Source organism: Rhabdobacter roseus (assembly GCF_014202275.1).
GTDB lineage: Bacteria > Bacteroidota > Bacteroidia > Cytophagales > Spirosomataceae > Rhabdobacter > Rhabdobacter roseus.
This window is the reverse complement of record NZ_JACHGF010000003.1, coordinates 509,528-522,656: the sequence shown is the minus strand read 5'-3', so window position 1 is coordinate 522,656 and position 13,129 is coordinate 509,528. Positions and strand designations below refer to the sequence as shown.

The 13,129-nt window shown below is 55.5% G+C and carries 8 protein-coding genes; 3 read left to right on the top strand and 5 right to left on the bottom strand.

Features of this window, described 5'->3' with window-relative positions; all coding sequences use genetic code 11:
* The first annotated feature begins 145 nt into the window (after window positions 1–145).
* Complete coding sequence (locus HNQ92_RS11975) at window positions 146–2,971, top strand: PAS domain-containing sensor histidine kinase (RefSeq protein ID WP_184174255.1); 2,826 nt, start codon at window positions 146–148, stop codon at window positions 2,969–2,971.
* A gap of 59 nt (window positions 2,972–3,030) precedes the next feature.
* On the opposite strand, the gene HNQ92_RS11970 is transcribed toward HNQ92_RS11975, so the two are convergent.
* Window positions 3,031–4,221 carry a Gfo/Idh/MocA family protein gene (locus HNQ92_RS11970; protein ID WP_184174254.1) on the bottom strand — a complete coding sequence of 397 codons (1,191 nt, stop codon included), beginning with the start codon at window positions 4,219–4,221 and terminating at the stop codon, window positions 3,031–3,033.
* A gap of 107 nt (window positions 4,222–4,328) precedes the next feature.
* Entirely contained in the window at window positions 4,329–4,739 is a 411-nt protein-coding gene (locus HNQ92_RS11965) for a DoxX family protein (protein ID WP_184174253.1), read from the bottom strand.
* Window positions 4,740–4,931: 192 nt separating this feature from the next.
* On the opposite strand from HNQ92_RS11965, the gene HNQ92_RS11960 reads away from it, so the two are divergent.
* The gene (locus tag HNQ92_RS11960; RefSeq protein ID WP_184174252.1) at window positions 4,932–7,196 is read left to right on the top strand and encodes a TonB-dependent receptor; all 2,265 of its coding nucleotides are present in this window, start codon (window positions 4,932–4,934) and stop codon (window positions 7,194–7,196) included.
* Between the two features lie 136 nt (window positions 7,197–7,332).
* Entirely contained in the window at window positions 7,333–7,644 is a 312-nt protein-coding gene (locus HNQ92_RS11955) for an isoamylase early set domain-containing protein (protein WP_184174251.1), read from the top strand.
* A 94-nt stretch (window positions 7,645–7,738) separates the two neighbouring features.
* Here the strand turns inward: HNQ92_RS11955 and HNQ92_RS11950 are convergent, their stop codons facing one another.
* From HNQ92_RS11950 to HNQ92_RS11940, 3 genes are all read right to left on the bottom strand, one after another.
* Complete coding sequence (locus HNQ92_RS11950) at window positions 7,739–8,659, bottom strand: hydroxypyruvate isomerase family protein (RefSeq protein ID WP_184174250.1); 921 nt, start codon at window positions 8,657–8,659, stop codon at window positions 7,739–7,741.
* Window positions 8,660–8,792: 133 nt separating this feature from the next.
* A complete protein-coding gene (locus tag HNQ92_RS11945; RefSeq protein WP_184174249.1) occupies window positions 8,793–9,707 on the bottom strand; it encodes an FtsZ/tubulin family protein in 915 nt (304 codons plus the stop codon).
* A 96-nt stretch (window positions 9,708–9,803) separates the two neighbouring features.
* A complete protein-coding gene (locus HNQ92_RS11940) occupies window positions 9,804–12,428 on the bottom strand; it encodes a PVC-type heme-binding CxxCH protein (protein ID WP_184174248.1) in 2,625 nt (874 codons plus the stop codon).
* Window positions 12,429–13,129: the final 701 nt, after the last annotated feature.

Genomic DNA, 13,129 nt, shown 5'->3' with positions numbered 1-13,129 from the left:
TGTCAGCATCATTTTTTTGATACTAGGGGTAAGAAACCTGTAATGCCAATACGCCCAAAGAGGAAGGTACCTGCTTTCTTCCCGGCATCATTTCACTTTTTTACTACTTTAATCGTCAATACGAATTTTAGAAACCTTTGGGTTTATGAATGAAAAGAATACCGTTGGCCGTAGCTATACGTTCCTTCCGGCGGAAGGTGAAATGAGCGCGTTAATTCAAACGTTTAATTGGTCAGAAACGCCCCTGGGTGCGCTGGATAGCTGGCCCCAAAGCCTCCGCACTACGCTTAGTATTGTACTTTCGTCCCGTTTTCCGATGATGCTCTGGTGGGGGCCGGAGCTCATTCAGTTTTACAACGATGCCTTCCGGGAGATCTTGGGAAGTACCGGCAAGCACCCCAAAGCCCTGGGGCAGCGGGGTGAAATCTGCTGGCCTGAGACCTGGGCTACGGTGAAGCCGCTCATTGAGCAGGTATGGAGCGGAAAAGGAGCTACCTGGAGTGAAGACCATTTAATTCCCATCTACCGCAACGCCCATATTGAAGATGTGTACTGGACGTTTAGCCACAGCCCGGTCATCGACGAGCAAGGTACTGTAGGAGGTGTGCTCGTCGTGTGCCATGAGACAACCCATAAGGTACTTAACCTACAGAAAGCAGAAGAGAGCGAGGAGAGCATACGGTTTGCATTGAATGCCGCCGGCATAGGTACCTGGGACTTGGACACGATTCGGCGCACCGTGAGCTGGGACGAGCGCTGCCGGGATCTGTTCGGGGTCGGACAGGATGGGGATATTTTGTACGAAAACGTGATCCAGTGGATCCACGCCGATGATCAGGAGCGGGTAACCCGGGCCGTGGACCAGGCCCTTTCTCCGGAGTTGGACGGGAAATACGATATTGAGTTTCGTACGATTGGGGCCGGAGATGGCCGCCTCCGTTGGTTACGCTGTAAAGGCAATGCATACTTTAATGATCAAGGGATTGCTTATCGTTTTTCGGGTACGGCCCAGGACATCAGCCAGGAGGTAGCCCTGCGGGAAGAACAACAGCGGCTGCTGTTGCTGGTTGAGAACAGCACCGACTACATGGGTATTGCCAATGCCGAGGGCTACATTGTGTACATCAACCGAGCGGGACGCCGGTTGCTGGGGATACCCGTTGACCAGCCCCTGCCCGCGCTGACGGTACCTTCTTTTTATTCGGCTGCGCAAGCCGCTGCGATGCAGCAAGAGATACTTCCCCAATTAGAAATCGAGGGCCGCTGGTCGGGTACTATTCAGTTGCGGCACTTCACCACCCACGAAGAAATCCCCTGCCACGCCGAGTTCGTGATGATCTATGACCCCACCAACGGAAAGCCTCTGGGGCGGGGGGTGACCATCCGGGATCTACGGCCGGAACTGATGGCCCGCGAAAAGCTGGAAACGAGCGAAGAGCGTTTTCGGAGTTTTGTCCTAAGCTCGCCCACGCCGGTCGGGGTTTACATTGGCTGCGAAATGCGGGTTCAGATTGTCAACGACGCTATTCTGAAAGCCTGGGGAAAAGACGCTTCCGTAGTAGGCAAAACCTACCGGGAAGCCCTGCCGGAGCTCGAAGGGCAGCCTTTCTTTCAGCTATTGGACGACGTGTACCGCACGGGGGTATCTTACGAGGCTACCGAAGACCGCGTGGATCTGCGGCACGACGGCGAAATGCGTACTTTCTATTATAATTTTACCTACAAAGCCCTGCGCGATAGTAACGGCGAAATTTACGGCGTGATCAACACCGGAACGGACGTGACGGATTTGGTACGAGCCAAGCATAAATTAAAAGAAAGCGAAGAAAATCTGCGGGAAGCCGTGGATCTGGCCGAGCTGGGTACTTACGAAATAAACCTGAACACGGGGGTGGTACATCTCTCGCAGCGGGCGCGCGAATGGGCTGGCTTTGAACCGGACGAGCCCATTGCACTTCGGGATTTAACAAGCCTTTTTGTTGATCCCACCAAAATGAAGAGGGTACTTAAAGAGGTACTTCAGCTAGCGCCGGACACGACCACCGAAATTCACTACGAAATGATCAATTCCCAAACGGGCCAGGTAAGTACCTTCTACTCCCAGGCGCGGGTTGTGATCAGCGAGCAAAATGGGGCTTTGTGCCTGATGGGGGTCAGTAAGGATGTGACGGCCCAGAAAGAACTGGAACAGGAGCTCGAGAAACAGGTACGGGAACGGACGCGCGCCCTGGAGCAGGCCAACTACGACCTTCAGCGCAGCAACGAAAGCCTGGAGCGGTTTGCCTACGTAGCCAGCCACGACCTGCAGGAGCCGCTGCGCAAGATTGTGTCGTTTGGTGATATGCTCAAACGAAAGTACGCCGGGGAGCTTCGGGATGGGGTCGATTTGTTGGAGCGAATGCAAAATGCCGCCGGACGCATGTCCGTTCTTATCGACGACCTTCTGGTGTTTTCTCGCCTCACTACCCAGCGCCAGGCCTTTGTACAGGTACCTCTGGGCAGGGTAGTCCGAGAAGCCCTGCACGACCTGGAGCTGCGCGTGCAGGAGTCGCGGGCCAGTATTGAACTGGGCGAACTGCCTACCGTGCCGGGAAACGTAGGCCAGCTACGGCAACTCTTCCAGAATCTGCTCTCGAACGCGCTGAAATTTAAGCTCCCGGAAGTACCTCCGACGATACGAATCCACTCCCAGCGCATCCGGGCAGAAGAAGTACCTCAAGAGCTAAAAATTACGACTGATGCGGGTTATTTACATAAAATTGAAATAGCTGACAACGGCATTGGCTTCGACGAAAAGTACCTACAGCGTATCTTTCAGGTGTTTCAGCGGCTACACGGCAAAAGCCAGTACGTGGGTACGGGCATCGGGCTGGCCATTGTACAAAAAGTAGCCGAAAACCACGGCGGAGCCGTGACGGCCCGAAGCCAGCCGGGTCAGGGGGCTACCTTTGTGGTGTACCTGCCCGAATAAGTACCTCCGGGAGAAAAGCGCCAAGGTACTTTTTCTCCCGGAGCCAAAACGAGCTGCGACTACACGTCCCGCTCACTGATCTTGCCAGAGTGTTTATTTTTCAAAATGAGCTTGTTTCGGCCGTCGTGCGTCATTTCCTGTTTGATGAGGTAGTGGTCGTCGTCGTAGTCTACCAGGGTGGAGGGCTTGGTGAGGCCTTCCTGGCCCCGCCAGACGGGCAGCTGCACGGGCTCCCACTGCTTGCTGCGGGACGAGCGGTAGGCCGCGTCGATCACGGCGTTTACTACGTAGCCGTCGTAAAAGGTTTCGGCGGGCTCACGTCCCGCTTCGGCGGCGTTGAACATGTCGGTGAACATGTGGTTGTAACCCAGATCGTTGACTTCGTCGCCCACCGGGAATAGCCAGCCGGTGTTGCTTTCGGCCTTTTCGGCTACGTAATCCGCTCCCTTGCCGGAGGTATACATTTCCAGGCCCGTCCGCAGGAAATTGTTGATCCAAATAGTACCTTCGGTACCCATTACTTCGTCGCGGAGGTCCATGCCACCCCGGAACGTCCAGCTGGTTTCGAACTGTCCGATGGCTCCGTTTTCGTATTTCACCAGCGCAATGGCGTGGTCTTCGGCGTCGATGGGTTTCACCTGGGTGTCGGCCCAGCACATCACCTCCACGGGCTTGATGTCCTTGCCAATGAAGCCTCGCGCAATTTCAATGCAATGGCAGCCCAGGTCCAGGATACACCCGCCGCCCGCCTGCTCAATGTCCCAGAACCACTCACTGTGGGGGCCGGGATGCGCCTCGCGTGACTTGGCCCAGAGTATCCGGCCCAGCGCGCCATTTTTTACGCTTTCCAGCGCCTTCAGAAACTTCGGCGTGTAGCAGAGGTCTTCCAGGTACCCACCAAAAATCCCCGCCTCCTCCACGGCTTGCATCATGCGCAGGGCTTCTTCGGCGGTCCGGCCCAGCGGTTTGGTACATAGCACGGCCTTTTTGTGCTTCGCGCACAGCAGCACGGCTTCTTCGTGTACATTATTGGGCAGGGCTATACACACCATGGTGGTATCCGGGTGCGCAATCACCTCTTCCATGTTGGTGGACCAGAAGTCACAGCCGTAGTCGGTAGCGAATTTCCGGGCGCTGGCTTCGCGCCGGGCGTAGATGGCCGTAACGCGGTCGCGGCTGCGCTGCCCGTGAATGGACTCGGCGTAAAAGCGTCCGATAAAACCGGAGCCCAGCATTGCTATCTTTTGCATAGTGAGTACATTAGGTATAGTATTTCAGACCAAATAGGTACTTAATAAAGTAATTGACTACCTCCAAAAGAGCCGTAGGTGATCAATATAATGAAGCCGCTGCCTATTTATCCAAAAAGGCGCTGATCCAGCGAAAAACGGCCCGGCCCGGTAAGCAGCAGGGCGAGGTAAGGAATGAGAAAAACGAGGGGATGCTCCCGCTGGTCGAAGGGATCGTCGGCATGGATGACGAAAAAAGCAACGAGCATGGTAACGATGAGCGGGATTAGCACCAGGCGGGTACCTGCGCCCAGGATGAGCAACAGGGAGCAGCCCACTTCGGCCCCAATGGTAAGTACCAAAGACGCCTCTTCGCCCCAACCGAAGGGATCAGCAAAGCCCGTGTCGCCCGCCAGATAGCTTTCCAATTTGGCGTAGCCATAGCGTAGCATGAGCAGCGAAGTACCCAGCCGGAGTAGCAGTACCGCCCAGTCGGCCGGGAGTGGCAGAGGCAAGGGGCGTACTATTTTTTTGATCATTTTAGTAGCCATAAAAGTATTCAGGCCGGTAAAGTAAAAGAAATAAAAGTACTTTGCATAAGATGCAACAATATTGCATTTTTAGCTAAGCCTAAATTATATTTGTAGCATACTTAAAATTTTATTTACATTTGTCAAATAACTAACCCAAGCGCCCACGTTGGGTGGATAAAGCTGCAGAAAGAATATGCTATGAAACAGTACATTTTAGTGGTAGGATTGATCTTGCTGAGGGTAGTAGCAGTGGCCCAAACGGCCGAGCTCTCCGGCCGGGTTACCGCAGGCGAAGCAGGGTTGGCCTACGCGACCGTAGCGCTCAAAGGTACGTCATACGGTACTACCTCCGACTCCCTGGGTACTTTTCGGCTCCGGGCTATCCCGCCGGGCACCTACCGCCTGGTGGTCTCGATGATGGGTTACTCGTCGTACCAAAAGTCCGTAACGCTGGGGGCGTCGGCCTCGGTAGAGATACAGGCCGAGCTGCAGGAGCTGGCGGGTAGTTTGGAAGAAGTAGTGGTGACGGGTACCATGAAGGAAGTATCCAAGCTCGAAAGTGCGGTACCGGTGGATATTGTCACGCAGAAATTCCTCTATAAAAACACGGTCCCGAGTATTTTTGAGGGGCTTTCGTACGTCAACGGCATCCGGCCCCAGATCAACTGCAACGTTTGTAACACTGGCGACATCCACATCAACGGGCTCGAAGGGCCGTATACCATGGTACTTCTGGACGGCATGCCCATCGTGAGCGGACTTTCGACGGTGTACGGACTCATCGGAATTCCGAACAGCCTCATTGAGCGCGTTGAGATTGTAAAGGGACCGGCCTCGACGCTCTACGGCTCCGAGGCCGTGGGTGGGCTCATCAACATCATCACCAAAAGTACCACCAAAGCCCCTACCTTCTCGGCCGATGCCTTCAGCAGTAACTGGCGGGATTTCAACGCCGATCTGGGTTTTAAGTTTATGCTGGGCTCCAAAGTATCTTCGCTGACGGGCATCAACTACTTCAACTACCAGAACCCCATCGACCGCAACGGCGACGGCTTCACGGACCTAACCCTCCAGCACCGTATTTCGGTGTTTAACAAGTGGTCGGTGCAGCGGCCCTACAACCGGCAGGCGTCGCTGGCGCTGAGGTACTTCTACGAAGACCGCTGGGGCGGGCAGGTACACTGGACCCCCGCCGACCGGGGGGGCGATGAGGTGTACGGCGAAAGCATCTACACCGAGCGCTTCGAAGCCATAGGTACCTACCAGTTACCGATGAAGGAGAAAGTAACGCTGCAGTACTCGCTCAATACGCACCGACAAAATTCTTTTTACGGCGATCTGCCCTTCGAAGCCGATCAGCGGATCGCTTTTGGGCAGCTCCTCTGGGACAAACAGGTCGGGAAGCACAGCCTGCTGGCGGGTATTCCGCTGCGCTACACCTACTACAACGACAACACCCCCGCTACCACCAGCGCCCTGGATACCGACGAGCCCAGCCGGATTTTTTTGCCGGGGCTTTTTGTCCAGGACGAAATCACGCGGGGGCCGCACAAAGTACTGCTGGGTATGCGCTACGACTATAACTCCCGCCACGGGAGCATTTATACGCCCCGGCTAGCCTACAAGGTGGCCCTTAATACCACCGACGCCCTGCGGCTCAACGTAGGCCGCGGCTACCGGGTCGTTAACCTTTTCACCGAAGACCACGCCGCCCTTACCGGCGCGCGGGAGGTGGTGATCCGGGAAGCGCTCCGGCCCGAGCAAAGCTGGAATGCCAACCTGAATTTTGTAAAGAAAATCGTGCTGCCCAATGCTTTTGTGGGGCTGGACGCTTCGGTGTTTTATACGCGCTTCAGCAACCGCATCCTGCCCGACTACGACACCAACCCGAACCAGATTATCTACGACAACCTGCGCGGCTACGCCGAATCGAAGGGCATCAGCCTCAACCTGGACGTAAACCTCTACGCCCCGCTCAAACTCGTCGCGGGCGTAACGCTCATGGACAACGTGCAGGTAGACGAAGGCCAACGCATACGGCCCATCCTCACCGAGCGCTTCATGGGTACCTGGGCTATCACGTACGAGTTTCGGAAGGCCGGGATGGTACTTGACTATACCGGCAACGTGTACGGCCCCATGCGGTTGCCGCTGCTGAGTGAGGACGACCCGCGCGCGGAGTACTCACCGGTATGGTCACTGCAGAATATTCAGCTTACCAAAAACCTGGGTACGCGCTGGGAGCTGTACGGAGGCGTCAAAAACCTGCTCAACTTCCGTCCGCCCGCCAATTCCATCGCCCGGGCGTTTGATCCGTTCGACAAGAAGGTACTTTTTGATACCGAAGGAAATGTACTGGCTACGCCCGACAACCCCTCCCGCCTCACCTTTGACCCGAGCTATGTGTATGCGCCCAATCAGGGGATACGAGGCTTCCTGGGCGTGCGCTATACCTTGCCCTAAAATTGTACTATACCAAAAAAAAGTAGAATAGGTATGACTATTTTAAGTAGTTAAATAATTACAATATTGATTATCATTGACTTAAAATATTTTTGATTGTATATTTGTTGCGTCAACTAAAAAAACACCACCAATTATGGCATTGACAAAACAGTATCTCAAAAGCAAGCCTATTTGCAAAGTGACGTTTACCCTGCCGGCTGAGGCCGCCGCAGAGGCCACGAAGGTATCCTTGGTTGGAGACTTCAACGACTGGAATCCGGAAGATGCTGCCCCTCTTAAGAAGCAAAAAGACGGTTCATACAAGGCCACGCTCGAGCTCGAGCCCGGTAAAGAATACCAGTTCCGTTACATTCTGGACGGCGAGAAGTGGACCAATGACTGGGAAGCTGACAAGTATGTTCCTTCGGGCGTAGCGCTGGAAGACAACTCCGTAGTGGTGATCTAAACCCACCTCTATTTTGTACAAAACGGGCTGGTGGGAGCGCTTATTTTTCCCACCAGCCCGTTTTGTATTTTTCTAATAATGTGCAAGGTACTTGCTACACCGCGAAGCTGTCGCTTTCCACGTAGGCCTTGATGAGCGCGTTTTCGCCGTCTTTGCCGGGGCTGAAATTGCCGTGCTCCATGCCCATGATGAAGCTTTTGTTCTCTTTTTTGCTGCGGTCGTGGATGTACTTGAAGATATTCTTGTAGTTGATTTCCCCGGTAGTAGGCTCTTTCCGGCCGGGGTTGTCGCCGATCTGGAAGTAGGCGATTTCGCTCCAGGTCCAGTCAATGTGCGGGATGATGTGCCCTTCGTTTTTCTGCATGTGGTAAATATCAAACAGGATTTTGCAGGCCGGACTATTGACCCCCCGGCAGATCTCGTAGGTCTGGTCGGAAGTACGCAGGAATAGGTTCGGCGTGTCGCTCAGGGGCTCAAGTACCATCGTGAGTCCGTGCGGTTCCAGGATTTCGGCCCCCCGGCGCAGCGCGTCGATGACGTGCCCCGTCTGCACGCCAATGGGTAGGTTACGCTCGAAGTCACCGGGGACGACGGTCATCCACTTGGCATTGACGCGCTTCGCCACCTCAACGGCCCGCTTACAGCCGTTCAGGAAAATGTCGATGTATTCTTTCTTGCCCGCGGCGAGGGTGTTCTGGCTGTTGCCCCCTTTATCTACCACAAATACCCCCATTTCCATGCCCAGGCGCGTCATTTCTTTGGCGATCTTCTCCTGCACCTCCACGGGGCGGCCCATCATGCCGTTGTCTTCCAGAGCCATAAAGCCCATGTCGGCCATGAATTTGAGCTGGTCGACGAGGTCGTCGCCCGCGCTGTTCTTGAACATCCCGAAGTGGGGGGCGTATTTCAGTTTAAAGTTGTTTTTGCCGGAGGGGGCACTAGCCGCCGTCTCGCCCGCTGCTAAGGCCGCGCCCGCCAGGCCCAGGGAGGATTTTACGAAGATTCTACGATCCATGAGTAGTCAAGTGATTTTTTTATTTATGATAAGCAAAAGGGAAGCCGGGGGCGGATTTACTGTTTTTTCGGGGGTACTTTATAATTCCGGCTCCACGGGCTATTCCTCAGGTACCTTATCAGGTACCTTGGTTTTATGCCTCGGTGCGTGGGATGGGTTGACCTGCCAGCAGTAGGAACACGCTCAGCCGGTCGGCCAGGGATTCATCCGTGGCGTAGCCAACTTTCACGTGTTGCAATTCGGAACCCCGGTCCGTAAAGAATTTTTTCACGGCCATAAAGGCTTTTCTTTGCTCGCCGATGGTTTGGGGTTTGGCGGGGCCGTCGGTGAGCAGAATCAGGCTACTCTTCCAGTCCAGGGCGGGATGCGGCACGGCAGTGAGTTGCTCCGTGGCTTGTTTGAGAGCTTGCTCGCTCCGCTCCGGGCCCGCCCCCATTCCCTTGGCCAGGAGGAAGTACCGTCCTTTTTTGAGCATAAACAGTAAGTCCTGAAAATCAATCGAGACCGCGGGAGATAAAGGCTGGTAGATCTCCAACAGGAGTTCCAACCGGTCTGCGCAGGCGCGCAGGGTACTTTCGGCTGGTGGTGCCGATTCTGCCCCCGCCAGCGAGAGCTCACCCGCAGCCAGGAGCAAGCCGTTGAAGTAGGTAGGCAGGGTACTTTCGGGAGGTACTTGGGCCGTTACGGGTACCAGCAGAAAGGGTATTTCCCGTTGCTGCACCACCTGGGCAATCACAGGCAAGGTACCCTTGACGAGAGGCTCGGACAGATCGCCCACCAGGATCACCAGGGAGGTATCTTCGTCAAGGAGTTCTTCCAGGGATTCTTGCTGGAGGAGGGCGCTGAGCTGAAAGCCCGTTTCGTCCAACCCGTCGGCGGGCGGGAGGAGGACCAGAGCAATCCGGTGGTCCAGGCCGGGTGCTTTCGGCCTAGCGGGGGTCGTGTCGATGCCGATGAGGCTCACCTCCCGGGGGCTGCGTTCAGAGAGGTAGGTTAGGGTGCGAATCCCGGCTGCGCCCAGCCCCAGGATTGTCGTGCGTGGTTCCATGCCGATCGTATAGCGTGTAAAGGGTTCTATAAAGGGTTTTCCGCTACTACCCTGGAGGGTACTGGCCGAGCCGTTAAGGTACCTCGCTTCCTGTCCCTACTTCTCCGACGAATCCTCCGCAAATTCGGTATAACGGTCGGCTTCGGTGCGTATTTCTTTTCGGAAAGCATTGCGAATGCCTTCTACGGCGGCTGCTTTGATATCGCCTTCCAGCTGGCCGCTTTTTAGGAGGGTAAGTACCATATCTTCCCCTTCCCAGCTACCGCTCAGGAAACGAATGGCCTCGCGCCGTACTTTTCGAGACTGGTGGTCGCTGAGTACGACGTTGCTCAATATATTCAGGGACTCCCGGCTTCCTATCAGCTGTAGCGACGACAGCAGCGCAATCCGGCCGTCGTCGGGACCGGTATTTACTTTTTCCCACACAAAACCACTACCGGCTTGTTTCAGGAGCTGCCGGCCCGCGTCGCGCCCGATGGGCTCCGCGTACTTGGCCATGGCGAGCTGGAGCAGGCGCTGGTTTTCGGACTCGGGCGAGTACCGTACTACCAGGTCTATGTAGTCGGAGGTACCGTAGTTTTCGTCCAGGAGTTTTTGCAGGGCCGTCATGCCGCGCGGCGAATCCCGCACGTAGTCAGGGTCGAGGTGAAACAGCGCCATTTTGTGGGCCGCTACCTGCTGGGGCGAATCACCCTTGGCAATATCCAGCAGAGCCAGGGTTTTTTCGTAGCCACGGGGAATAAAATCAAAAGCCCGGAAGTACCGCGCCCGCTCGTTGAGGGCCACGGCGCTGTCGCCCGCCAGGGTGGCGAGCCAGGGAATGGCCTGCTTGGTACGGGAGCGCCAGATGATGTCTCGGCTGGCCGCCGTTGCGAGCGGATTGCCCTGGGTAGTAGCCAGCCAGGCCGGAAAAAGCCGCTCCCATTGATCAAAAGCGCCAATACCCAGCGCCTCCAGGTACCAGCGATCCTGGCCGTTGTACTTTTTGGCCAGGCTCACCCACACGTCTTCGGCTTCGTAGGTGTGGTTATGGTTGATGGCCAGGGCGCACTCACGGCGTACCTGCGGGTCGCGGTCGCTGACGAGCAGCTTGATGTACTCGATGGGGTCGCTGTTGCGCTGGCGGACGGTACGCAGGGCGGTGATCCGGAGGTTGGGGTTGATGGCCCTAAAGCAGGCTTCGTGGTGGCGGGTGCTGATGCCCTCGATGCGGTTAAGTACCCACAGGGCCCGGGCCCGCAGGCGCGGGTCGGCGTAGGCCGAGTGCAGGAGTTTGCCCAGCTCGGGCTCGGCCCGGCGGCCCATGGCTACGAGGGCGTTCCAGGCCATATACCGTACTGAGAGGTTGGGGTTCTGGAGGGCCAGCGTGGCTCCTTCGGGGGTGGTGTAGTCGTAGGTAGGGGTAGTGTAGGAGGTACCTGGAGGCGCCAGGCGGTAAATCCGCCCCCGGCGGAAGTCACCCGCCCGGTTTTCGCTCGCTACGGGGTCGTACCAGTCCGACACGATGAGGGAGCCATCGGGGGCTACGCAGACATCCGACGGACGAAACCAGTGGTCGCTGGTACCTTCCAGGATGTTCGTCATGGAGGCTTTGTAGCCCGCGCCGTCGTTTTCGACGGTATAAGCCCGAAGCGCGTTGGCCCCGGCGTCGCAGTGGAGGATTTGCCCCCAGTAGGTACGGGGTAATAAAGTACCTTCGTAGATGGCCATGCCCATCGGGGCTCCGTTGCCCGTCTGGAGGAGGTTAGGTACTACGCCGGGGTCGTTTTGGTGCCAGTGCCGCCGCCCGATCTCCTCTTCCAGGTTGGTGCGGTAGATGCGCCAGCTGGCGCCGGTCATTTCGTCCATGTACCCAAAATTCCCCCCTTCCATCACGTAGTTGATCCGCACGCCTTCGTTGCCTTCTTCGTCGCGGTCAGACTGCCACACGCTGCCGTAGCTGTCTACGGCTACTTCGAAGCCATTGCGAAAATTTTCGCCCAGGATCTCCACGTGGGTAAAGTCCGGCTCGCAGCGAAACACCAGGCCGTTGCGGTACTTCCGGAAGTCAATGGGGCGCTCGTATTTGTCGAGCAGGCGGCGGCCGCGGCCGTCGAGGAGCTGCTTGCCTTTGCTGCCGTAGCTGAAGTAAAATTTCCCGTCCGGCCCGAACACGAAGGCATGGATACCGTGGTCGTGCTGCTCGCCGCCCACGCCCCGAAACACAATCTCCTTGCGGTCGGCCTTGCCGTCGCCGTTGTCGTCGGTGAAGAGCCACACGTAGGGGCTCTGCGACACGAGGGCCTGGTTGCCCATGACCCAAATCCCCAGCGGCGCGTTCAGTTCTGGTCCCTGGTAGAAGGTCGTCGTTTTGTCGGCCTTGCCGTCGCCGTTGGTATCTTCTAGGATCAGGATGCGGTCACCCAGGGGGCTTTTTTGCGTACCATTGAGCGAAGGCCGGTAGTTATAAGCCTCCAGTACCCATACTCGCCCGCGGTGATCCACGTCGATGTTGATGGGGTTGGCCAGCAGCGGTTCGGACGCAAAAAGCGAGGCTTCGAGGCCCGCGGCGACGGTGAGACCCGTCAGGGCGTTTTCCGGAAAACGCTTTTCTTGCTCGGTGAGGCTGTCGTGTGGGGCGCTGCCGAAGGCTTGTTTGGAAAAAGTGGGCTGGGAAAAGACCGGCGAAACTACCCACAGGAGGGCTACTGCCAGGAAGAGGGAGCAAGGAAAAAACTTCATTCGTATCAACACATACCAGATTGGAGATGCGAAAATAAGAAGTTATTAAAGATTATGAAGGATAGATCCCAAAGATTTTATCACATTGGCCGGTACTTTCTCTTTTTTTATTCGGTGAGCCAAGGCCAGGTACGGGCGGGAAACTACCCGTGGCCTGGTCAATTGGGACGGCCCCGCTCCAAAACAAGAGCGACGGCACAAACTACCAGTATAAGGGTACTTTGGGGGTTATTTTGAGCCAGTGCAGATTCGGAGGAAGTAAATTATAAAATTTCAAGTATTTTTTTTAGGTCGTTTTGTCAACTCCACTTTCTTTATAGTATTTTTGTAGTATCATATAAATGTATGTTATTTGCGGTATATAGTTATAGCCTATTCTTATCTTCCCTCTGCTCACCAGCTAAAATAGCCGTATTGTCTGTCTAGACACAGAAAGAAATCTCCTTTACGGCTTGGCTGAGTAAGATTCTTTGCCACTACCCTTTACTATACAGAAAGCATAACCTACTTTTTTGTCATTTGGACAAAGTACCTTTGGATTAATTAGCCATTTTTATATTGATTAGGGATGAAATGAACGAGGAGATAGAACGATCAGTACCTAGTTCCCTGTTTCATGAGCCCTGTTTTGGCCGTGATTGAAGAGAAAGTACCCTGGTTGATCCTTTGCCGATGGGTACAAGTACCTTTTAAAAGGGAAA

Coding starts and splice junctions, on each gene's coding strand:
- HNQ92_RS11950 (WP_184174250.1), bottom strand. CDS start 8,659: ATGGATCGTAGAATCTTCGTAAAATCCTCCCTGGGCCTGGCGGGCGCG.
- HNQ92_RS11975 (WP_184174255.1), top strand. CDS start 146: ATGAATGAAAAGAATACCGTTGGCCGTAGCTATACGTTCCTTCCGGCG.
- HNQ92_RS11945 (WP_184174249.1), bottom strand. CDS start 9,707: ATGGAACCACGCACGACAATCCTGGGGCTGGGCGCAGCCGGGATTCGC.
- HNQ92_RS11960 (WP_184174252.1), top strand. CDS start 4,932: ATGAAACAGTACATTTTAGTGGTAGGATTGATCTTGCTGAGGGTAGTA.
- HNQ92_RS11970 (WP_184174254.1), bottom strand. CDS start 4,221: ATGCAAAAGATAGCAATGCTGGGCTCCGGTTTTATCGGACGCTTTTAC.
- HNQ92_RS11940 (WP_184174248.1), bottom strand. CDS start 12,428: ATGAAGTTTTTTCCTTGCTCCCTCTTCCTGGCAGTAGCCCTCCTGTGG.
- HNQ92_RS11955 (WP_184174251.1), top strand. CDS start 7,333: ATGGCATTGACAAAACAGTATCTCAAAAGCAAGCCTATTTGCAAAGTG.
- HNQ92_RS11965 (WP_184174253.1), bottom strand. CDS start 4,739: ATGATCAAAAAAATAGTACGCCCCTTGCCTCTGCCACTCCCGGCCGAC.